This window comes from Hyphomicrobium facile (assembly GCF_900116175.1).
Classification (GTDB): Bacteria; Pseudomonadota; Alphaproteobacteria; order Rhizobiales; family Hyphomicrobiaceae; genus Hyphomicrobium_B; species Hyphomicrobium_B facile.
In genome coordinates, this window is the sequence record NZ_FPCH01000001.1 from 179,758 (window position 1) to 202,263 (window position 22,506).

The following is a 22,506-nucleotide window of genomic DNA, read 5'->3' on the forward strand; positions in this document are numbered from 1 at the left end:
AAATCTCGGGTAAATTTACATTGAGACCAATATTGATTATTGGAAGAATACATCGAAAACTGTCAATGTGATCGTCAAGACCGTTTGAGAGGGAAAGCGGATGCGCCGGCTCGACAATATCGATATTCGCCTGCTCCGGGTGTTCGCGACGCTGGTGGAGGCGGGTGGGTTCGGCGATGCACAAATTGCGCTGAACCTGTCTCAGCCGACGCTGAGCACGCATCTGGCAGCACTGGAACGCAAACTCGGGGCGCCGCTCTGCATCAGGGGGCGGCGTGGCTTCCAGCTGACGCCGTTCGGTGAAGCGACCTACCTCGCGACCCAGAAACTATTCGCCGATATCAGCTCGTTCGAAGAGCGGGTCAGTCAGTACAACGGGCAGCTCGTCGGGCGCCTGCGCGTGGGGATCGTCGACGGTGTCGTCACGAATCCATACCTCGGTTTGCAGCACGTCATCGGCCGCTTCATGGAGAACGCGGAAAACGTCTTCATCGACCTGGAGCTTGGTACGCCCCATTTGCTGGAGCAGGCCATCGCAGACGGCCGCCGCGATGTCGTCATCGGGCCGATGTCGCAAAAGGTGCCCGGCGTCACCTATGTCGCCATTCATCGGGAGCCGCACGGTCTTTACTGCGGCAAGGGGCATTCACTCTTCGAGATGCCGTCTGCAGCCATTACGCGGGAAGCCATCGGGAAGTCGCTCTTCTCCGTCCGCGGCTATCGCCACCTCGACGATCTTTATCGCGCCGATCATCCGCGCGCGACGGGTCAGGTGGTGCAGATGGAGGCCCAGGTGATGATGATCCTGTCAGGCCGGTTCATCGGCTTTCTGCCGCGCCATGTTGCCGAGGACTGGGTGCGGCAGGGTCTCATGCGGGAGCTGAAGCCGCAGGCTTATCAGTTTCAGTCGAGCCATTTCGCCGCCTACCGCAAAAGCGACGACGACCGGCCGATTGTTCGCAGCTTCGTGCGCTTTCTCAGCCGGCACGCGGCGCAATCGCGCAAATCGGCCAGCGCCGGCAAGCCGGTTTGAACGAAGGGCGCTCCTTGCGATCTAGTTCTGCTTGGCGAGAGCTACGAGGACGGGCCGGAGTTCCTGCGCCGACTTCAGCGGATCGTCGAACCAGAGCCGGGCAACCTCGTCTCCACACGTCATATCGAGACCTTCGGGGTCGATGGTCGCGAGACGCCAGCCTTCGGCCGAGGTCGCGCCCGATTTGACGGCGTAGCGCCCGACGGCGTCGGCGTGGTCGGCATTCATGTGTTCGACCGCGCCTTCTTCGAACTCGGTGAGCGATTGCAGGGCGCCGGCTGGCACTGCGAGGTCGCCCGCCGCCAATGCGTAAGCTCTGCCAAAGCCGCCGTTCAGCGAAGCGCGCGATGTTGCAAACTTCCAAAATGCAAAATCCGGGAAGTCCGCGTACAATGCGGCTTTCGGATTGCGCCTGAGAAAGCGGCTTTTGACCGCTGCGCGTTCAGGGGCGCGTTCAGGACTCTGGCCAAGATTTTCGGCTGTTCCGATCAACGTCATGCGGGGATAGGCGAGCGGGTCGCCCTTGCCGGGCTCGCCGACCAACAGCGAGCATCTCTGATCCGCCTCGAGGTTCGCAAAATGGCTCGAAAGCCGCGAGATGAGAAATACCGGCGAACCGTCCATCGCGGTCGCCAGGCTCACGCGGCTGACGGAGGGCGAGCCGTCGAGCGGGTCGATGGTTGCCAGCGAAGCGTAACGGGCGGTGCGTACCAGCGTTTTTGCCTGGCGCCGTGCCGCGTCATCGACGGGCTGCAGGACATCTTTCTTTTTCTCTGTCATTTTTCGTTGCCTAGCTCGTTTAACTGAAACAGGGCGCTTGGCTAAGCTCGAACAAGCTCTTTTAAATGGCTGCAGCGAAATCGATTTGATCCGCAAACCCTGGAGCCGGTTTTGTCACGAACAACGACCTGAGGAAAGGAGTGATTTCAAATGGCAACTTCGCCAGATCTCACGTGCCGAGTTATTCGTGCGGCGGATACCTATGATGGGAAGCAGGGTCTGACGTACTTCTGCGGAATTGCCTCCGAGACCGTCGGTTCAAAAGGCATCTGCATGCATCTCTTGACCGTCCCGGCGGGCGGACGGGCCAAGGCGCATCTTCACGAAAATCACGAGACTGCAATTTATATGCTGGATGGTGAGGTGTTGACGCTTTTCGGGCATCAGCTGGAACACTGCATTCCGACCCGGGCCGGCGACCTCGTGTATATTCCCGCCGGCATGCCGCATCTGCCGATCAACATCAGCGACAAGCCGGCGTCTGCGGTGATTGCGCGTACAGATCCCAACGAGCAAGAGAGCGTCGTCCTGCTGCCTGAGCTCGAGGCTCTCGTCGAGGAGAGGATCGCGTCACTCAAGAAATCGGGTCAGTCACCGTTGCCCTCGGGTGCCGTGCAAGCGCAGTCATAATTGGTCCAATCATTCGCGACTTGACGTGCGGTCCGCCGGGGTGAAGGTGAGGGCCGCTCTCGGCGAAGATCGTCCGTTAGCGGCCGGCTGATTTTGGGGAAAATGGAATGTTCCGGATTCTGGCGCTCCTGGTCCTTTGGACTTTCGGTGCCGGCCACTGCGCCGCGAGCGAGCGCGTTCTCACGCTGACTTTCGGTGGCGAGGCGCGGCGCGTCACGGCAGCCGAACTTCTAGCGAGGCCGGATACAACTTTGCTGACCGTCCCAAAGGACCCCGCATATCATCGCGAAATGAAGTATCGCGCGGTGCCGCTTCTCGCGCTGATCGGGCCAGCGCTGAATGGCGACTTCGATACGATCGAGGCGCGGGCCAGCGATGGATACGCATCGCAAATTCCGCGTTCGATGGTGACGAAGAGTTCCGCGGGCGGCGCTGTGGCCTGGGTCGCCGTCGAGGACCCGGCGGCGCCGTGGCCAAAACTTCCGGGGCAGACAGTCAGTGCTGGTCCTTTCTATCTGGTCTGGGAAAATCCCGAGCGTTCCGGTGTCGGCGATGCGCAATGGCCGTTTTCGCTGGTGTCGCTTTCAGGGGGCGAAGATCCACTCAAGCGTTGGCCGCAAATGGCCGTCGATCGCTCGGTCGCCAACGACGCGCCTGAGCGGAGGGGACAGACCGTGTTCGCCAAGATCTGCTTGTCGTGCCATCGCATCGAGGGTGCGGGGGATGGCGAGATGGGCCCCGATCTCGGTCAACCTATGAACGTCACCGAATACATCACACCCAAGGGGATTCGCGCCATCATTCGCGATCCGAAGGCGGTGCGTACGTGGCCGCAGCAGCAGATGGAGGCCTTCGACGAGGCGGCCATTTCAAATGCAGACGTCGATGCGGTCATCGCCTATCTCGCGTATATGGGTAAGCGCAAATCCGCGCGTGACGCCGCGCCTTCCAAACCGGCGCCGTGAGGCTCTCGGTACTGTGCCTTTTCCGTTTTGCGTCAGGCGACGATTGTGTTCGCCGCAGCGGCGCCTTGGCTATTGTCCAACGCGCCGGCAACGGCGTCATCGACGCGTTCGAGCCATATGAATTCCAGCCGATCGCGGGCGTCTTGCGGAATATCGTCAAAGTCGCGCCGGTTTCGCGCCGGTAGCATAACGCGCGTAATCCCGGCCGCCGCCGCGGCGACGACTTTTTCCTTGATGCCGCCGACAGGCAAGACGAGCCCCCGCAGCGAGATTTCTCCCGTCATCGCGGTGTCGTTTCTGATCGTGCGATTTGTGAGGAGCGAGACGAGCGCCATGAACATCGCGACGCCGGCGCTCGGTCCGTCCTTGGGCGTTGCGCCCGCCGGGACGTGCACGTGGATCTCGCTCTTCTCGAAAACGGCAGGATCGATGCCGAGGGATTCGGCGCGATTCTTCACCAGTGTCATCGCGGCTTGGGCACTCTCGCGCATCACGTCGCCGAGCTGGCCGGTGAGGATCAAGCCACCTTTGCCCGGCGACCTGCTTGCCTCGATGAATAGGATATCGCCGCCGACCGGCGTCCATGCGAGGCCCGTCGCGACGCCGGGTACGCTCGTTCGCATCGCGACTTCATTCTCGAAGTGCGGTGCACCGAGTATATCCGTGAGGCCGGCCGAGGTGATGTCGACGTGGGCGTTGCTGTCTTCAGCGATCTTGACGGCGGTGTTTCTGAATACCTTGCCGACTTCACGTTCGAGTCCGCGCACGCCCGCTTCGCGCGTATAGCCGTGAATGATGGCGGCCAAAGCCGCGTCGTCGATCGTGACCTGGCCGGGCTTCAATCCGTTCGCTTCGAGCTGACGGTTGACGAGATAGCGGCGGGCGATCTGCAGCTTCTCGCTTTCGGTGTAACCGGCAAGGCTGATGATCTCCATCCGGTCGCGCAACGGGCCCGGTATGGTGTCGAGCATGTTTGCCGTTGCGATGAAAACGACGCGGCTCAGGTCGAACGGGACGCCGAGATAGTTGTCGCGGAAGGTGCTGTTCTGTTCGGGATCGAGCACCTCCAGCATCGCAGCTGATGGATCGCCTTGGATGCCGCGGCCCATCTTGTCGATTTCGTCGAGCATCATCACGCAATTGCGGGCGCCAGCCCTCTTGATGCCTTGGATGATGATGCCGGGGAGCGCTCCGACGTACGTGCGGCGATGGCCGCGGATTTCCGCTTCGTCGTGTACGCCGCCGAGGCTGACGCGCACGAATGGGCGTTGCATAGCGCGTGCTATCGACTGGCCGAGGGACGTTTTGCCGACGCCCGGGGGACCTGCGAAGCAGAGGATTGGGGCTTTGCCTTGAGGCGCGAGTTTTCGAACGGCGAGATATTCAATGATGCGCGTCTTGATTTTCTCGAGCCCGAAATGGTCTTCATCGAGAATACGGCGCGCGGCGGCGATATCGATCGGCTTTTCTTCGGGGAGGGCCCAAGGCAGCTCGGTCAGCCAATCGAGATACGTGCGGATCATACCGGCTTCGCCCGCGGCCTCGGGGAGTCTTTGGTAGCGGGAGAGTTCCTTGCGCGCATGCTTTTCGACGTCATCCGGCATCTGAGCTTTGGTGATGGCTTCGCTCAGTTCGGCGACTTCTTGCGATTTGCCATCGCCCTCGCCGAGTTGCCGCTGGATGGTCGCCATTTGCTCGCGCAGGACTGCTTCGCGCTGACGGTCGTCGAACGCGGCTTTCGTCTGACGGCCAATTTCCTGCGCAATTCGCATCACCTCGATGCGCTCGGCGAGCAAGGTCGAGACGCGCTCGATGCGCGTCGAAAGATCGACCGTTTCGAGGATTGCCTGTTTGTCTTCGGGCGTGATGTCCATGTAACCGGCGGCCATGTCGGCGAGGGCCGCCGGCGTTGCCGTATTCTCAATGGCCGTCACCAATTCCGGAGGCGATTGCGGTAGGAGCTGCACCGCCTCGAGTGCCTGGCTTTTGAGATTGCGGAAGCGCGCTTCGATTTCGGTCGATTTCGTGTCGGGCTCCGGAATATGGACGACGCGCGCGACCAGAAACGGCGTGGCGGGGAGAAAGTCCTCGATACGAATTCGCTGGACGCCTTGGACGACGAGATGGTGGTTTCCGTCGGGCGTCGCGAGGTAGCGAACGATGTTGGCAAGCGTGCCGATGCGATAGAGATCGTCGGGGCCCGGATCGTTGTTATCGGCATCGCGCTGCAGGAACAGTCCGATCTGGCGCTCTTCCCGCACAGCTTGCTGGACGGCAGCGATCGATTTATCGCGGCCGATGGAGAGCGGAAGTATGAGGCCCGGAAAGAGCACGACTTTGCGGACCGGCAGGACGATCAGCGCGTCTGACGGCAGGGCGATATTTGGAGTGCCGTTTCCTGTCCGGGGGGCGGTATGGCCGCTCGTGCCGGCGGAGTTCGAGTCACCGAGTATCATTTGAAATTACCTCAGCCTGCCTTGGTCAGCGAGAATACCAAACAGCCATTCGATACGAATTGACGGACGCCGTACCGGCCAGCCGGCAACTGCACGCGACGCTCGAAGCGGCCTTGCGGAAGCTCGAGGCGATGGATCACGGCATTGCGAAGCTGTGGCGGGACAACGCGGCGGCCCGACACAATGAGAATGCCGTCCTCGATCGAGGCTTCGACCATTTCCGGATCGACGCCTGGAAGAGCGACAAAGACTAGAATTTCCCGCTCCGTCTCCAGCACGTCAATCGGAGGTTCCCATGCAGGTTCGTTCCTAGCTCCGGATCGCTGCAGGGAAAATATCTGCCGGTGCATGCGCTCCGCACGCGTCAATGTTTCCACGGCTTCGGCCAACATCCAGGTCATCGGATCTCTGTTTGACATGAATACTCTTTCGCTTGCGGATTGATCCGTCGAGAAAGTAGCTGCGCGAGGAGACTACCGCGATAAGATCGATCTGTCGCCAAGGAGCGCACTCGATCCGGCCGGGTCCATTGGTTGCAACGTCCCGTCAGGTGATTATTTTTCAGTTACTGGACGCGCGGCGGTTCCAGGTGATCATCCTTGAAGAACCTGCGTGCGAGCGCCAGAATCTCACCGTCGGTCGGATGATCGGCTGTTTCCACCCCTCGTATTTTGGATTTAAGCGCGGGTGCGCGACGGTCGATATGGTTTAAGAGAGCGAGCTTTTCGTTCGCCGGGCCAAGGACAAGTATCGCTCCGGCGTCCGCCAACGCGTCCGTTACGCGTTGCAAGAAATCGGGATCTTCGGGCGCGTGGCCGCTGCCGATGGTATTCGCCTTGTGGTGGATATGGCGCGTGGGATCTTTCGGGCGGACCACGATCTCGTTTGCATCCGATATGCTGAAATAAAAGATGCGGGCCTCGTGGTGATCGATCCAGACGACGGCGTGAAAATGGTGCTCTGACATGAGATCTCCGTAAGAATGAGCTCTGGCCTCGTTACGTCGTTTGCCCCCAGCCATGCCCCCGGTCGGTACTTTTCAATGATCTTCAGGGAGCCTGCTCTTCAGGGACCTTCTTCGCCTTCTTCACCTTTTTCACTGACATTTTGGAGCTCGCCTTTGTCGCGCTTGGCTTGGCGCCGGCAGGCTTCGTCACGGACTTTTTGTTTTTGGCGGTCGAGAGTTTTTTGCCGATACCTTTGTTCGGACCGCCGGGGTTGGTGTTGGCGCTTGCAGATTTCTTTGTCTTCTTGACGTTTTTGTCTGCTTTCTTGACCGGCTTCTCCGGCAGCGCTTTAGAGCCTGCCTTGGCCTTTTTCGAAACCTTCTTCGCGTTGGCCGGATCGGTCGCGATTTTCGTCTTCGCGATCTTCGGTTTCTTCTGCGCGTTCTTTTTGCTTACGTCCTTGGGGTCGTCGGCCGCTTTGGCGCCGGCGTTGTCGGCGACGTTCTTGGCTGAGGTCTTGCCGCCTTTCGCGACGTTATGCCGTTCGACGTCTTCCTTGGTGATTTCCCCTTCCTGCACGAGCGCAACGAGGCAAGGGGTCGATAAGCCGTCGCCGACCTTCCGCATGCACTGGCGAAGCTCTTCCGTGCCGACCGAGTACTGACTGCAGTGCTGATAGTAATCGTCTCTGCACGCCTGTCTAACGTTGTCGCTTACCGCATAGGCATGAGCGCTCGAAAGAACAGAAAATCCAAAGGCTGCTGCCGCGAAAATGCAGCTTCTTTCGGGGCGCCGACTTCGAAAAATTGCGACGCTGCTTACCGGGACAATACGTTTTCGCAATCTAATAAACCCAGGTCGGATCTGAATTACACATGCGGACAATAATGACTGCGCCGACGACCGCAACCCGGCCGCTATTTGGCCGCTAGAACATGGTTATCAATAAAGTGGTTGCAAGGTTGAGAGATTGCTTGCAGGAAAGGCCCGTTACGTCGCCGGAGGCATATGTGCAACATCGTGCTCTATTTGCTTGAAATCCGCGCCGCGTAACTCAATGTCGTGGCATTGGCGGACGCGTTTTTACAATAAGGGGTGGGCCGCTCAGGTCCGAACAGCAGCGATGAAGACGATAAAAATAGTTCAAACAATTGTAATTTCCGCAGCAGCGCTGACCTTTTTTGGCACGCCGGGCCATGCCTACACCCGGAAGGTCAAGGACGCATGCTCCTCCGACTACAGCAGCCTCTGTGGAAAGTATAAGCAGGGAAGTTCCGAGCTGCGCAGATGTTTCGAAAGCAATCGCAGGGTGCTTTCGAGAGACTGCATCGAGGCACTGGTCAATGCCGGAGAAGTGCCCGCGCGATATCTCAGACAGCGGTAGTCGCATACTTGTCTCGCATGTGAGCGCGGAAGGCGCGAGATTGCCGAGGCGCGACGCGCATATCGTACGATGAGTGATTGATCGCAACGGCAGAAGCCGTCGGCCTTCTTGCGCGGCGGGGCCGCGATATCCACTTTCTCCGTGCGCCGGCAATCAGGCGCGAGGGAGAGAGTGATGAAATATTTTCCGGCCGTGACCTTCTTTTTGATGCTTTCGGCCTGGAGCGCGAGGGCGGACGACATCGCCTGCATGAGCACGACGTTTCGAATCTTCGGCGCCAACGATAAAGTCTGTGTAAGCGGCTTCGATGATCCCAAGGTGCCGGGCGTCGCCTGCCATATCAGTCAGGCGCGAACGGGCGGCCTCAAAGGGACGTTCGGCTTGGCTGAAGATCCCTCGAACTTCTCCATTGCGTGCCGGCAGGTCGGACCGATCAGCGCCGACATTTCGAAGCTTCCCGATCAAGAGGAAGTTTATTCGGCGAGCACGTCGCTTTTCTTCAAGCACACCCACGTGTTCAGGACGGTGGACAGGAAGCGCAACACGCTCGTCTATGTGGCGATCAGCGATCGGTTAATCGAAGGCTCACCGTATAACGCCATCTCGACCGTTCCCGTCATGCCGTGGGGCGCGCACTAGGCGGAGCCCGAAGCCGATCTCTTGGAATCCGTCTTGTGGAACCTGAGGGGCCGAGCATGGGTTTTCGCCAGATGGGTGAACCCTGGAGGATGCGATGGCCGTTACTCCCGAGAAGATCGAAGGGCAATCGAAACGTGCCTCCTCGCCGCGCGTCCGGTTTCCATGGCTTCTGGCGCTTGTCGTGCTCGCCGGTATTGCCGCTGTTGCCTACAGCTTCCACAGCGACCGGAGCCTGTCTGAGCGCACGGGCGTGTTGTCTGGAACGGATGCCGACAACGATGTCGTCCCGAGCCTCTCGCCCCGCAAGTAGTTAGCAGAGAGAGATCGTTTCGGAACCAATCTGACGACGTGTCTCGACGCCGAGGGAGCTGCCACGAAGATACAAGCGCACGGCCTTCTCGAGCAGACGATTGACGTCACTGTACATATTTCCGATTGAGAGAATGCAGCTGGCGAGCCGCTCTTTTTCGCCGGGACGCGTGCTGTCGAGGCGAAGCTCTCTTGCGGCGCGCTCGAGAACCACGGTCATACGTTCGAGGGCTTCGGGCTGGTAGACGTGAGAAGAGTCCATCGGTACCTCCGAATGTTCTCCCCCACGCGAAACAATGTAGCACATGTACGTGTCAAACCGAAGAAGGAACGGCATCGGACATAAGCAATGCTCAATGCATATGCCGATCAGCCGAGGTTGAAGGGATGACTGTGTTTACGTTGAGAAAACGCCAGCGATAAGGCGGCGTTCATTACGTTTCTGTCGCACGCGAGAAGAGGTGCAGACCTTGCTCGCTCAATGCGAGTTCGGTGCGTTGCGTGCGCGGATTTCGTCCGACGACGGTTACAAGTCCTAGATCGTCAGAGAGCGTCGTGATCTCGCGAAGTGCAAGCGCGTGCGCGATGTCGAATTTTCGGGAAAAAGTCCTGCTGTCCTTCGCGATGCCGAAATGCAGGGCCGCGAGTATCGCGGCGCCCAGGGGAGATAGCGCCGCCTCTTCGGATCTCAAGGCCGAGACGGCCTCGAGAATTGTTTCTTCCGTGATTTCGTCTTCGCGGTCCGCGCTCATGCGGCCTTAGCTTGCTCTGACAGGCGGAACGACACCAGCACCGATTTCGAGGTCGGCGTATCGCTCTCGGCGCCGGCGATCGACAGCGGGACGAGCACGTTCAACTCGGGATAATAACCGGCGACCGAGCCGCGCGGGAGTTCATAGGGAACGACGCGGAAGCTCTCCGCGATCCGCTCGACGCCGTCGTCGTGGCGTCCGATGATATCGACGCGATCGCCGGCTTCGGCGCCGATTTCTTCTAGGTCCGTCGGATTGACGAATACCACGCGGCGCTCGCCGTAGACGCCGCGGTAGCGATCATCGAGGCCATAAACGGTCGTGTTATATTGATCGTGCGAGCGGAACGTCTGGAGCACGAACGTGCCTTGCTCGGCGATCGCAAGCTGGTGCTCGGTCTGGTCGGGAAGCTCCGAGCTCGCAAAGGTCGCCTTCTGGGACGGCGTATGCCAGATGCGCTCCGCGGCGCCGTTCGGCAGGCGGAAGCCGCGCGGGCGGCGAACACGCTCGTTGTAATCGTGGAAGCCCGGAATGGTGCGCGCGATGAGATCGCGGATACGGTCGTAGTGATGGGCAAGGCTCTTCCAATCAACGGTCGCCGATCCGACTGTCGCTTCTGCGATTCCAGCGATGATGCCGATTTCGGAGCGAAGCTCGGGCGAGGCCGGCCGGTTGATGCCGCCTGATCCGTGCACCATGCTCATCGAGTCTTCGACGGTCACGATTTGCGCGACGCCGTCGGCATTGCGATCGATTTCGGTGCGCCCGAGGCAGGGAAGGATATAGCTGACCTTACCCGGCAGCAGATGCGAATGATTGAGCTTCGTCGCAATATTCACGGTGAGCTTCTGGTTCATCAGCGCTTTGGCGATCAACGGGCTGTCGGGCGTCGCGCGGGCGAAGTTGCCGCCGAGAGCGATGAAGGCCTGTGCCGATCCATCGAGCATTGCGCCGATTGCGGCCAAGACGTTGTGGCCGTTGCGGCGCGGCATCGGAACGCCGAGTTCCTTTTCAAGTGCATCGAGGAATTGGCGCGGCGGCTTCTCGTTAATTCCGACCGTGCGATCGCCTTGGACGTTGGAGTGGCCGCGCACCGGACATAGCCCCGTACCGGGCCGTCCGATGTTGCCGCGCAGGAACATGAAGTTCGCGATTTCGCGAATGGTCGCGACCGAGTGGCGATGCTGCGTGACGCCCATCGCCCATGTGCAAATCGTTCTGTTCGATCCGATGTAGATTTGCGCCAGCTCTTCGAGCTGAGCGCGCGACAGGCCGGATTGATTTTCGATCTGGTCCCACGTCGTCGCGTCGACGCTCGCTTTATAGAATTCGAATCCCGATGTGTGCTGCTTCAGGAAGTTGTGATCGAGGACCGACGGGCGTCCGGCCGCGCGGGCGGCGTCATCGGCCGCGAATACAGCCTTCGCCATGCCGCGTACGGCCGCCATGTCACCGCCGACGCGGACCTGAAAGTATTCACTGGCGATCGGCGTCGAGCCGCCCGTGATCATTTCCAGCTTGTCCTGAGGGTCGGCGAAGCGTTCGAGGCCTTTCTCGCGCACCGGATTGAAGACGGCGATGCGGGCACCACGGAGCGCCGCGCGGCGGAGATCGCCGAGCATGCGCGGATGGTTCGTGCCGGGGTTCTGTCCGATGACGAAGATTGCGTCGGCCTTCTCGAAATCTTCGAGCATGACCGTGCCTTTGCCGATGCCGACGGCCTGGTCGAGCGCGACGCCGCTCGCCTCGTGGCACATGTTCGAGCAGTCGGGAAAATTGTTCGTGCCGTAGAGGCGGACGAAGAGCTGATAGATGAAGGCGGCTTCGTTCGACGCGCGGCCGGAGGTGTAGAATTCGGCGCGGTCGGGGCTGTCGAGGCTATTCAGGACGCCGGCGATTTCACCGAAGGCTTCGTCCCAGCCAGCCTGCACGTAGCGATCGCTCGCAGCGTTGTAGCGCATCGGGTGGGTCAAGCGGCCTTCGCGCTCGAGGTCGTAATCCGTCCAGGTGCGAAGCTCGCTGACCGTGTGTTTCTTGAAGAAGTCAGGCTTGACGCGTTTGTCGGTCGATTCCCAGGCGACGGCTTTCACGCCGTTTTCGCAGAATTCGAATGATGAGCCGTGCTCCGGGTCGCCCCATGCGCAGCCCGGGCAGTCAAAGCCGTCCGGCTGATTGGCCTTCAGCATCGCCGCGGCGCCGGAAAGCGGTGCGCCGCTTGCGAGCAGCTTCTTTCCGCAGCTCTTCAGCGCGCCCCAGCCACCGGCCGCTTTCGACTTCTTGCCAATAAATTCAGGTTTGCCCATCGCGCCTTCACCAACGTTTGCCATCCCGGCCCTCATTGTGCATGTGCGAAATGATGGGGGTCCGCAACGCACGGGCAAGGAATAACCGTTATGCGGAAACGGCATATCGCTAGATTTTTCATAGTTTTAGCGCGCGGCAAACGCGTCGACCCCGGCGGTGCCTCAAAAGGCCGCTCTGCCGACGACGCGCTCGTCCACGTCCTCGATGGAGGCGAGGAGGCTCGCCGGGAGATCGCGTCCGCGCGGGATTGCGACGATCTCGAGGGGTTCGCTGACGCCGCGAATGTCCACCTTGGAGAGGAGCTCGGGAGCGGGTGTCCATCCGGCGAGCCTTGCGACCTCGTGGGATATGACGACCTGGGCGCCCTTCTCTTTGGCGACGGCTTCGAGGCGGCTCGCGACGTTCACGGCACTGCCGATCACGGTCATGTCGACGTTCGGGCCGTAGCCAATCCGTCCCATCAATAGCGGACCGGCTTCGATGCCGATGCCGACGCGAAGGGGCCGGCCGAATTCGGCTTCCATCTTGGCGTTGATGTGGTCCAGTGCGAGATCGATGTCTCGTGCGGCTCTGAGCGCCTGTCGGCAGCCGATTTCTATCCCATGCTTTTCGCCGAACACTGCGAGCAGCCCGTCGCCGATAAACTTATCGATCCAGCCGTCGTGGACGGCGATGGCGCTGCCGGCTGCGGCGAAGACTTCGTTCAGCATGAAGACGATGTCGTGAGGCATTTTCTTCTGTGAGAGCCGCGTAAAGTCACGCAGGTCGAGAACGAAAGCGGCGAGCGGCTTTTCGATGCCTTCGGAACCGCGCTCGGCTTCATCGACATCCGCGGGGCTTGCCGTGGATGGTCTAAGCAACCTTGTGACCGTCATCGGGCCGCGCGGTCTCACCTGGCAGGCGAGGCGCACATTCTGAGGCGCACCGATGCTCGCAAGCGTGACGGCTTCGGGAAAAGTTGCCGGAGGAACAGCGTCGATGCCTTCCTCGACCCGGACCCTGCATGTGGAACAGCGGGCGCGGCCACCGCAAACGGATGCGTGCGGGATGCCGTTCATTCGGCTGATTTCGAGCAGCGTCGGTCCGAAGGTGCAGTTCGCGGAACCAGCTCCGACGTAATTGATAATGAAGTGCGGCCAGTAGCGGCGTTGGATCGCCGGCCAGACGAGAAGACCGAGAGCGGCTGTCAGCATCGCCGCGAAGACGAGGCGCACGATCAGGCGCATGGCCGCCAAGCGGTCGGCGTTGTCGGGGCTCGGCCAATGAGAAAGCTGCTTCACCTCATCGAACGTTTTCGGGTCAGCGATCATCTGTGCGACGGCGCGGCCGCCGACCATGAAGCCGCCGAGCGCCGCAATCGGAATGGCGATCGCGATCAACAGCAGGAGCGGCTGGAATTTCCGGTAAGGCGCGTAAAGGCGCAGCCAGAAATGAATGCCCATGCAGCCGTGAATCCAGACGAGCAGCAGAAGCGTACTTTGCAGCACGGCGCTATCCGGCCAGAGCCGCGCGAGCTCGTAGAGGTAGGTATCGTTCACTCCGAAGATGTCGCGCGCAAAGCGTGTGTTGACGATGTGCGGCAGAAGCAGAAACGGAATGGCAAGGCCAAGGGCGAGCTGGATGAATTCCCACGCCGGAAGGCGCAGAGTGGCGCGGTCGGAAAGCTTGTCGAGCGCAAGCACGATGTGCGTGACGAGCGCGGCTGCGAGGATGATCGTGCCCGGCCACGAGCGCGTTACGATCCAGCGCCATTGCTGGACTTCGTACATCGCTTGCAGATCGAATAGCGCGAGGGCGTGATTGAGGAAGTGGGTCGTCGCAAAGGCAAAAAGGATCAGCCCTGAAATGAGGCGGAGCCTTTGTCTCCAGTCTCCTCGCAGAAGGACCTGCATGGCGTCTCCGGTGAAGGGATTCCCCGCATCGCCGTGCTATTTCTCTTGGCGTTGGTCAAGCTAATTGTGCGCCGAAAAGATCCTCTTCGCGAGATATTATGTTGTGTGCTGCTCTAATGCGCCGCCCAAAGACGAATGGACAAGGCGAGGGGGCGAATTTCCCCCGTCTTCGCGTTTGTGCCGATCAGAAAATAAAGTCCGTGTTGATGAAGTTGCTGTCGTGGTCGCGGACGATCTTGTTCAAGATGCGTTTTGAATCGTCCGTCTGCTTCGCGGCAACCATGGAGCGGATCGAGAACGATCTCAACGCGTCCGTCACCGAGAGCGTTCCTTCGGCCGAATCCTTGCGTCCCGTGAATGGAAAGACATCCGGTCCGCGCTGGCATTGGCAGTTGACGTTCACGCGGCACACCTGATTGACGAGCGGATCGACAAGGTGGCCGATGGTTTCGGGATTTTCGCTGAAGATCGATACCTGCTGGCCGTGCTCGGACGTGATGACGTACTCAAGCGCGGTTTCCAAATCGTCGAATGATATGACAGGCACGATTGGGCCGAACTGTTCCTCCCGATACAGGAGCATGTTTTCCTTGACGGGATAGACGACGGCCGGCGCAAAGAGCGTTCCGCAGACCGTTCCGCCATCCTTATTGAGAACGCGTGCGCCTTTCGATTTTGCGTCTTCGACGAGCCGCGTCATGTGCCGAACTTTGGAAATGTCCGGGAGCGGGGTTATCACCACGCCCTTTTCCCAAGGCATTCCGATCTTGAGCTTCTCGACTTCCGCGACGAGGCGCTCAGTGAAGGTGTCGACGATGTCGCGATGGACGATCAACATCTTGAGCGCCGTGCAACGCTGTCCGTTGAACGAAAGTGCACCCGTCACGCATTCCTTCACGGCGAGGTTCATGTCGGCGTCGGGAAGAACGATTGCCGCGTTCTTCGCGTCGAGGCCGAGGATGGCGCGAAGGCGGTTCACCTTTGGATGCATCTTCTTCAGGTGGTCCGCGACCTTGCTCGAGCCGATCAACGTGAGGACGTTGATTTTTCCGGATTCGAGCAGCGCGGGGACGATCTCCTCGCCCTTGCCGTAAACGGTGTTGATCACGCCCGGCGGGAACGCTTTCTTGAAGGCTTGGAGCAGGGGATTGAACAGGAGTACGCCGTATGTCGGCGGTTTGAAGACGACGGAATTGCCCATGATCATCGCGGGGATGAGCGTCGCGAAGGTTTCGTTCACCGGATAATTATAAGGGCCCATGCAGAGCACCACGCCGAGCGGCGTCCGGCGGATCTGGCCGATCGTGCCTTCGACCACCAAAAAGCGTGAGTTGGCGTTGTCGAGTTCCTTCAGCGCTTCGATAGTCGCCTTGATGTAGTCGATGGTGCGATCGAACTCCTTTTCGGAATCGACGCGGCTCTTGCCGATCTCCCACATGATCAGTTCGACGATGGCGGCTCGGCTCTCCATCATCAGCTGCGTGAATTCCTGCATGCAGGCGATACGCTCGGAGACTGCCATTGTCGGCCATTCGCCCCGGCCGTCGTCGTAGGCTTCGACGGCTGCAGCCAGCGCTTCCATCGCCTCCGGAATTCCCGCCGTCGGATAGCTTCCAAGCGGGATCTGTTCGAGAGTTCCATCAGGTTTGCGGGCGCAGATCGCGGAGCGTACGGGAATGGTTTCGCCCGTCCAGCGCTTCAGCGCGCCGTCGACGAGTATATCGCGCTGATCGATGGGAGCCGGCGGGGAATGGGCCTCGAGGTTTGCAGCTTCGGGAAAGAGCGCTCGCAATTGGTCCGTGGTGACCATGTGCAGCCGATGCCTCCGATCGCTAGACGAGGAGATCATTGCGGAGAAACGCGGAAGCGCCTGCTTCCGGCCCCCACGACACTGAACCTCGCTACGGGGCGATCGTTCCGCGCGTTCCCTCTAAAGGCCTCTACAGCCCTCTACAGTTCTGGGGCGGGTAGCTTCCAACGATCTGGGCCGGGCGACGCGGATTTTTGGGTGCGCAACCTCGTCAGGGGAAAGCCTGGTAGAGCCAGGTTTCGCTCAGCGCTTCTCCCTTCTTCGCAAGGAAAGCGCGGAGATCGGCGGGCTGGCCGTTGAGGTCGCCCAAGTCAAACATCATGCGCCAGCGCTTGGTGCCGACAACGGGAAACGCTTCGACGCCGCTGATGGTGCCGTTGGATGTCGTGACGATCGTCTCCAGGCCGCCGTAGCGAACCTCGTCCTCCAAGGTCTTGCCTTCAACGTCGATCATGAATTTCCGCGCGCCGGGCTTGGTATGGCGGAGGTCGAGGTCGCGTCCGCCGAGACCGCCGAGGCCGACGCGCGTTGCGACGATGCGGGCGACGTCGCCGGTGGGCGGCGAGTCCAGGCCCCAATACAACCGATAGCGCGCGTTGATGACAGATCCGGCCACGATCGGTTGCTCGGGATTCCAGAAGGCGACAATGTTATCTTCAGTTTCGTTCGGTGTCGGCAGCTGTACGAGCTTGATGGCGCCCTTGCCCCATCCTGACAACGGCTCGACCCACATGCTCGGCCGTCTGTCATAGAACAGGCTGTCGTCCTGGTAGTTCTCGAAGTTGCGGTCGCGCTGGATCAGCCCGTAACCCTTGGGATTGTCGTCGAGGAAGCTGTTGGTGACGATGCGGGGCGGATTGGAAAGCGGCCGCCAGATGCGTTCGCCGCGGCCGGTCCACATGGAGAGGCCGTCGCAATCGTGAACCTCCGGGCGCCAGTCGCCACGGTAGTGCCCGGAATTTTCGCCGTACCAGAACATGCCGGTCAACGGCGCGATGCCGAGCAAACGGACGGGAGCGCGGAAATAGAGTTCGCACTCGATGTCCTGGATCGCGCCGCCCTGGCCGCCTTCGATGCGCCGGCTGTCCATCCGGTAGGCGCCGGTTACGCTCTTGCTCTCGAGCAGGGCGTAGATGGTCATGCCGCTGCCGTTCGGTTCCAGCCAGAAGTTCGTGAAGCGCGGGAATTCTTCGGGCTCGCCCGTGTTGATGGCCAGTCCTCGCGCCGATCCGCCATACTGGTCGTAGGGGTCGGAGGCGCGGAAATAGGAAGCGCCGAGATAGGCGAGCCAATCGCTCTGGCCGCCTCGGCTCATCAATCGAAAACCGGCAAAGCCCGCCGACTTCAATTTCCTGAGCGGATGATCTGCCGGCATATTGAAGTAGTCGGGGTTGTAAACCACCTCGCGGGCCGAGCCATTCTCGAGCACGTAGATGCCCACCGGCTCCGCGTAGAACCGCCCTTGAGGGAAGAGCCGCACGGTCTGGGCGCCCGGCACTTCCCGCCAGAGCTCCATTTCCGGCTTGTAGACTGCCTGGGCGAACGTATCGAAGGTCATGCCCCGCAGCGGATCGTCCGGCTGGGGCGCGGGGGCGTAAGGCGTTTGCGATAAGGTTTTTGCTCTTTCCTTCAGGTCATCGAAGGAAAACGGTTGCGGCGATCCGAGGGTGGCGGCCCCAATCGGTGCGCCGCTCATTGCGGAACTGCTCCAACCCACCGCGGCACTGGTTAAGGCGCCAGCCAAGACATGTCGACGGTCAAGCGTAAAGGGCATGTTATTCCGGTGTGACCAGAGGTTGGTGGGAAATAACGGTGTGGCGTCGCCTATATCTGCTAGGAAAGAGGATATTTCAACTAGGCGCGCGAGAGGCCGTCCGTTGAGATCAGACTGTTCTGCCGGCTGGTCTTTCCAACGGGCGGATCATGCCCCGGCGGCGAGACCTGAGTTTGACGATATTTGGACTGCGGCGTCCTACCGCTACAGCTTCGCTTTCTCACGAACTCAAGCGGGTATCAGCAACGGTTCGGGAGGCCCTTCGGCCAGCGTTAATGTTTCATCCACAATGATGTTGAGCAGCCGCTGAATCGGTCGCCGGGACGTTTCAATTCGGCACCTGCGAACAAAGTCTCGTTAGCCAAATTGTTGATTTCATCTCTGATGTCACTCGCAAGAACATTGGTGGACTTCAGATTAAACTCTCCGCAACTTTTTCTTTACATACCGGTCGGAGTGCTCGTGTCCCAATAGGTGAATGTCGTGCGACGCCTCGGAGAAATTATCGAGCCATGATGTTGAGCGGCGCCCCGCTTGCAAATGCGGACTTCATCAAGGAGAGGCTGCAAACTCTTCAACGGGAGATGCTTGTCGGAATTGCTTCCGGCGAAAGCCTCCTGAACATGATGACCATGCTTTGCCATGAAGTCGAAGCACTCGCTCCCGAAGTCATCTGTTCCGTTATCAGCGTCGACGACGACGGCCGCCTCAGTTTCATTGCGGGCCCGAGTCTTCCCGAAGCCAGCGGATGGGTGAACGGGGTTGCCATCGGGCCCAATGTCGGCTCCTGCGGTACGGCAATTTTCCGGAGGGAGGCGGTTGAAGTTCAGGACATTCAAACCGATCCGCTTTGGGAAAATTTTAAGAACCACGCTTTGCACCATGGGCTGCGCGCCTGTTGGTCGAGCCCCATCGAAGCGCCCGACGGTCGGGTGCTCGGGGCTTTCGCATTTTATTTTCGCAAATCGCGCGGAGCGAGCGACCTCGAGCGCCTGATCGTTTCCAAGTGCGTGAACATCTGCGCCATGGCGATCGAGAGCACGGATGCGCGATCGCGGCTTAACGAGCTTGCGTTCTTCGATCCTTTGACGGGGCTCGGCAATCGCGCGACGCTCCGGAAGCGGCTTGCAGTGGCGCTGCAGCGCGCCTCGGAAATGGAGCGGTCCGTCGGCCTTTTCCATGTCGATCTTGCCGATTTCAGAGCGATCAACGATCTTCACGGGCATTCGGTCGGCGACATCGTGCTCAGGAAAGTCGCCGATCGTCTCAGATCGGTTGCATCCGAGTCCGATTTGATCGTCCGTATGGGCGGCGATGAGTTTCTGGTTGCCAAGACGGTCGGCCCCGAGGATGGCGCATGCAAAGAGTTCGCCCGCCAGCTCGTTGAAGGCTTGAGCGGCCGCTACGACCACGAGAGCGGCGAGCGGATTTCCGTCGAAGCGGTCGTTGGCGTTTCGAATTTTCCCGCCGACGGAAAAGATCAGGATACTCTGCTCGCGCATGCCGAGACGGCACGGCGGCGTGTCAAAAGAGGTGGATGCGGGTACGCGCTTTTTGAGTCGGAGATGCAGCGCGAGCAGCATCGGCGCCGCATCATGCAGCGTGACGTGGGTCTCGCTGTCGACAAGGGTGAGCTGTCGGTCGTCTTCCAGCCTCAGGTCGATGCCCGAACGGTCGCGGTCGGCGGCTTCGAAGCTCTGCTCCGGTGGAAGCATCCGGAGCACGGTTCGATATCTCCCGCGGATTTCATTCCCGCGGCTGAAACGAGCGGCGCCATCATCCCCATGGGCGCCTTCGTTCTGCGTGAAGCCTGCAGGGAAGCCGCGCGCTGGACGGCGCAGCTCAGAGTCGCGGTCAACGTATCGGCGGCTCAGATCGTCCAGGCCGATTTCGCGCAACTCGTGAAGGACGTGCTGTCCGAGACGGGTCTTGCACCGGAACGGCTCGAGGTCGAGGTGACCGAGAGTCTTTTCATTCAAGATTCGGCGACGGCGAAGATGACGTTGCAGGAGATCAAGGATCTCGGCGTGAGCGTCGCCATCGATGATTTCGGGACCGGATATTCATCGCTCAGCACGCTCAGGGCATTTCCGTTCGACCGGATCAAAGTCGACCGCAGTTTCGTGTCCGACATGATCAACAATTCGGATGCCGCCGCGATCGTCAATTCCGTCATCGGGCTCGGCCGCGCCATGGGATTGCGCGTCGTGGCGGAAGGCGTGGAATCGGATGAGCAGGTGGCGATGCTCCGGCTTCTTCGCTGCCACGAGATCCAAGGCTATCTCTTCGGCAAGCCGATGCCGATCGGAGCCTATGCGCATCTGACCGGTCCGAAACATCCGCGAACGTATTCGAGCGCTCTGCCGAAGCTTCGCGAGATTTAGCCGGCGTCTTTCGGGAAGGCGGTCCATGGATCGCCTCCTTCGGCCAGTAAATCCAAGATATCCGACGTGTGTTCGCCAAGCTCAGGGCTTGGAACGGTTGCGACGCAGGGTTCGCCATTCATGACGATCGGACTGCGAATTGCCGGGACCGATGTTCCGTCGTCTCGGGTCAGGTCCTGGCGCAGTTGGCGCGCGATGACCTGCGGGTCGGCAAACGTCTGATCGAGCCGGTTCACGGGGCCCGCGGGTACGCCAGCCGCCTCTAAGGCTGCCAGCAGATCGACGGATGATCTCTTGGCCGTTTCCGCTTCTATGAGTGGAATGAGAGCCGCGCGATTGGCAACGCGGTGCGCGTTCGTGTTGAAGCGTTCGTCGGCTTCGAGGCCCGACAACCCCAGCACTTCGCAGACGCGAGCGAATTGTCCGTCGTTGCCGGTCGCGATGATGATCGGACGGTCTGCGGCCGTGAATACCTGATAGGGGACGATGTTCGGATGCGCGTTGCCGAGACGGCGCGGCGGTTTTCCGGAAACGAGATAGTTCATCCCTTGGTTGGCGAGCACGGAGACCTGCGTATCGAGCAAAGCCATATCGATGTAGGCGCCTTCGCCGGTCGCGTTGCGGGAATTGAGCGCGGCGAGAATGCCGACGGTCGAGTAGACGCCGGCAAAAATATCTGCGAACGCGACGCCGATTTTTTGCGGTTCGCCGTCGGGTGCGCCGGTCAGATCCATGATCCCGCCCATGCCCTGCACGATGTAATCGTAGCCTGCGCGAGATGCGTATGGGCCGGTTTGGCCGAAGCCGGTGATCGAGCAATAAATGACGCGAGGATTGATTTTCTTTATCGCGGCGTAGTCGAGGCCGTACTTCGCCAAGCCGCCGACTTTGAAGTTCTCGATGATGACGTCAGCGTCTTTCGCGAGCGCCAGCACCGCGTTCAGGCCAGCGGGCTGATCAAAACTCAGGGCGATCGATTTCTTGCCGCGGTTCGTTGCGTGGAAATAAGCGGCGGAGGCCCCGCCTTTGCTGCCTGCGACGAAGGGCGGACCCCACGTTCGCGTTTCATCGCCGCCCTCGGGCCGCTCGACCTTGATCACATGCGCGCCGAGATCGGCAAGCGTTTGTCCGGCCCAGGGACCGGCGAGGACCCGCGCAAGCTCGAGGACGCGCAGTCCTGCGAGCGGCTTCGTACCTGCTGATGCCGTCATGCGAATGCCTGGAGGCCGGTGATGGCGCGGCCAAGGATCAATGCGTGAATGTCATGCGTGCCTTCGTAGGTGTTGACCGTTTCGAGGTTCAACATGTGGCGCATGACCTGGAACTCTTCCGATATGCCGTTGCCGCCGTGCATGTCGCGGGCCGCGCGGGCGATGTCGAGTGCCTTCCCGCAATTGTTGCGCTTGATGAGCGAGATCATCTCGGGCGCCATTTGTCCGTCGTCGAAGAGGCGGCCGACGCGGAGAGCGGCTTGCAGGCCTAGCGTGATCTCGGTCTCCATGTCGGCGAGCTTTTTCTGTATGAGCTGCGTAGCGGCGAGCGGCTTGCCGAATTGCTTGCGGTCGAGCGTGTACTGCCGCGCGGCGTGAAAGCAGAATTCCGCCGCACCCATCACGCCCCAAGCAATGCCGTAGCGCGCGCGGTTGAGGCAGCCGAACGGCCCGGCGAGGCCAGAGACATTCGGCAGCATCGCGTTTTCGGGTACATCGACGCCGTCCATGACGATCTCGCCCGTGACGGACGCGCGCAAGGAAAGCTTGCCCGAGATCTTTGGCGCCGAAAGGCCCTTCATGCCCTTATCGAGAATGAAGCCGCGGATGCTGCCGCCGTGTTCAGCCGATTTGGCCCAGACGACGAAGACGTCGGCGATCGGAGAATTGGTGATCCACATCTTGGAGCCGGTGAGCCGGTAGCCGCCTGAAATCTTCTCGGCTCTCGTTCGCATGCCGCCGGGGTCCGATCCGGCGTCGGGTTCGGTCAGGCCGAAGCAGCCGATCCATTCGCCGCTCGCGAGTTTGGGCAAGTATTTCTGGCGCTGCTCCTCGCTGCCGTAGGCATGGATCGGATACATCACCAGCGACGACTGCACGCTCATCATCGAGCGATAACCGGAATCGACGCGTTCGATTTCGCGGGCGATCAGGCCGTAGGAGACGTAGCTCGATGCGGAGCCGCCGTATTCGGCGGGCAAAGTGCAGCCGAGGAGACCGAGATCTCCCAACTCGCGAAAAATGCCGGGGTCGGTCTTTTCCTGGGCATAGGCTTCGATGACGTGGGGTTGCAGCTTTCGCGCGGCAAACGATCTCGCGGTGTCGCGGATCAGCTTTTCATCCTCGGTCAGCTGGGCATCCAGCAACAGCGGATCTTCCCATACGAAACTTGGACCTGCGGCCACTTTGGACTCCCCGGATCGGCTTATCGTTGCCGCACTCTATATTGGGTCGGCC

Annotated in this window: 19 protein-coding genes; 6 read left to right on the plus strand and 13 right to left on the minus strand. The window is 60.5% G+C overall.

All coding sequences use genetic code 11. From position 1 onward, the window contains the following. The first annotated feature begins 100 nt into the window (after positions 1–100). Positions 101–1,033 carry a LysR family transcriptional regulator gene (locus BM399_RS00890; RefSeq protein ID WP_092862936.1) on the plus strand — a complete coding sequence of 311 codons (933 nt, stop codon included), beginning with the start codon at positions 101–103 and terminating at the stop codon, positions 1,031–1,033. A gap of 21 nt (positions 1,034–1,054) precedes the next feature. On the opposite strand, the gene BM399_RS00895 is transcribed toward BM399_RS00890, so the two are convergent. Beyond that, positions 1,055–1,813: a HugZ family pyridoxamine 5'-phosphate oxidase gene (locus BM399_RS00895; RefSeq protein ID WP_092862939.1), complete on the minus strand. Its 759-nt coding sequence runs from the start codon at positions 1,811–1,813 to the stop codon at positions 1,055–1,057. Between the two features lie 150 nt (positions 1,814–1,963). On the opposite strand from BM399_RS00895, the gene BM399_RS00900 reads away from it, so the two are divergent. Both BM399_RS00900 and BM399_RS00905 read left to right on the plus strand, forming a co-directional pair. Then, positions 1,964–2,443, plus strand: a complete 480-nt coding sequence (locus tag BM399_RS00900) for a cupin domain-containing protein (protein ID WP_092862942.1) — start codon at positions 1,964–1,966, stop codon at positions 2,441–2,443. Positions 2,444–2,550: 107 nt separating this feature from the next. Beyond that, entirely contained in the window at positions 2,551–3,408 is an 858-nt protein-coding gene (locus BM399_RS00905; RefSeq protein WP_092862945.1) for a c-type cytochrome, read from the plus strand. A 32-nt stretch (positions 3,409–3,440) separates the two neighbouring features. On the opposite strand, the gene lon is transcribed toward BM399_RS00905, so the two are convergent. From lon to BM399_RS00925, 4 genes are all read right to left on the minus strand, one after another. Further along, positions 3,441–5,864 carry an endopeptidase La gene (lon, locus tag BM399_RS00910; RefSeq protein WP_092862948.1) on the minus strand — a complete coding sequence of 808 codons (2,424 nt, stop codon included), beginning with the start codon at positions 5,862–5,864 and terminating at the stop codon, positions 3,441–3,443. A gap of 11 nt (positions 5,865–5,875) precedes the next feature. After that, complete coding sequence (locus BM399_RS00915; protein WP_092862951.1) at positions 5,876–6,283, minus strand: Hsp20/alpha crystallin family protein; 408 nt, start codon at positions 6,281–6,283, stop codon at positions 5,876–5,878. 146 nt (positions 6,284–6,429) lie between these two features. Continuing rightward, a complete protein-coding gene (locus tag BM399_RS00920; protein WP_092862954.1) occupies positions 6,430–6,831 on the minus strand; it encodes a translational machinery protein in 402 nt (133 codons plus the stop codon). An 82-nt stretch (positions 6,832–6,913) separates the two neighbouring features. Beyond that, a complete protein-coding gene (locus tag BM399_RS00925; RefSeq protein WP_092862957.1) occupies positions 6,914–7,438 on the minus strand; it encodes a hypothetical protein in 525 nt (174 codons plus the stop codon). 931 nt (positions 7,439–8,369) lie between these two features. On the opposite strand from BM399_RS00925, the gene BM399_RS00935 reads away from it, so the two are divergent. Continuing rightward, the gene (locus BM399_RS00935) at positions 8,370–8,834 is read left to right on the plus strand and encodes a CreA family protein (RefSeq protein WP_092862960.1); all 465 of its coding nucleotides are present in this window, start codon (positions 8,370–8,372) and stop codon (positions 8,832–8,834) included. 94 nt (positions 8,835–8,928) lie between these two features. Further along, positions 8,929–9,144, plus strand: a complete 216-nt coding sequence (locus tag BM399_RS00940) for a hypothetical protein (protein ID WP_092862963.1) — start codon at positions 8,929–8,931, stop codon at positions 9,142–9,144. Here BM399_RS00940 and BM399_RS00945 read toward each other — a convergent pair whose 3' ends face one another. From BM399_RS00945 to BM399_RS00970, 6 genes are all read right to left on the minus strand, one after another. Continuing rightward, a complete protein-coding gene (locus BM399_RS00945) occupies positions 9,145–9,405 on the minus strand; it encodes a hypothetical protein (protein ID WP_092862966.1) in 261 nt (86 codons plus the stop codon). It abuts the gene before it with no gap. Between the two features lie 172 nt (positions 9,406–9,577). Beyond that, positions 9,578–9,895 (minus strand): hypothetical protein, encoded by a 318-nt coding sequence (locus tag BM399_RS00950; RefSeq protein ID WP_092862969.1) that lies wholly within the window; start codon positions 9,893–9,895, stop codon positions 9,578–9,580. After that, positions 9,892–12,198, minus strand: coding sequence for an FdhF/YdeP family oxidoreductase (locus BM399_RS00955; protein WP_092866056.1), 2,307 nt, complete (start codon positions 12,196–12,198; stop codon positions 9,892–9,894). Before BM399_RS00955 ends, BM399_RS00950 begins: the two co-directional genes overlap by 4 nt. 162 nt (positions 12,199–12,360) lie before the next feature. Beyond that, positions 12,361–14,091: an adenylate/guanylate cyclase domain-containing protein gene (locus BM399_RS00960; protein ID WP_092862972.1), complete on the minus strand. Its 1,731-nt coding sequence runs from the start codon at positions 14,089–14,091 to the stop codon at positions 12,361–12,363. A 184-nt stretch (positions 14,092–14,275) separates the two neighbouring features. Beyond that, entirely contained in the window at positions 14,276–15,901 is a 1,626-nt protein-coding gene (locus tag BM399_RS00965; RefSeq protein ID WP_092862975.1) for an NADP-dependent glyceraldehyde-3-phosphate dehydrogenase, read from the minus strand. 211 nt (positions 15,902–16,112) lie between these two features. Then, positions 16,113–17,597: an OpgD/OpgG family glucan biosynthesis protein gene (locus tag BM399_RS00970; RefSeq protein ID WP_244531015.1), complete on the minus strand. Its 1,485-nt coding sequence runs from the start codon at positions 17,595–17,597 to the stop codon at positions 16,113–16,115. Between the two features lie 590 nt (positions 17,598–18,187). Here BM399_RS00970 and BM399_RS00975 point away from each other — a divergent pair. Continuing rightward, positions 18,188–20,059, plus strand: a complete 1,872-nt coding sequence (locus tag BM399_RS00975; protein ID WP_244531016.1) for a bifunctional diguanylate cyclase/phosphodiesterase — start codon at positions 18,188–18,190, stop codon at positions 20,057–20,059. Here the strand turns inward: BM399_RS00975 and BM399_RS00980 are convergent. Both BM399_RS00980 and BM399_RS00985 read right to left on the minus strand, forming a co-directional pair. After that, positions 20,056–21,270 (minus strand): CaiB/BaiF CoA transferase family protein, encoded by a 1,215-nt coding sequence (locus tag BM399_RS00980; protein WP_092862981.1) that lies wholly within the window; start codon positions 21,268–21,270, stop codon positions 20,056–20,058. The two genes, BM399_RS00975 and BM399_RS00980, sit on opposite strands and share 4 nt — an antisense overlap. Continuing rightward, positions 21,267–22,454, minus strand: coding sequence for an acyl-CoA dehydrogenase (locus BM399_RS00985; protein WP_177228007.1), 1,188 nt, complete (start codon positions 22,452–22,454; stop codon positions 21,267–21,269). Before BM399_RS00985 ends, BM399_RS00980 begins: the two co-directional genes overlap by 4 nt. Between the last annotated feature and the right edge of the window lie 52 nt (positions 22,455–22,506).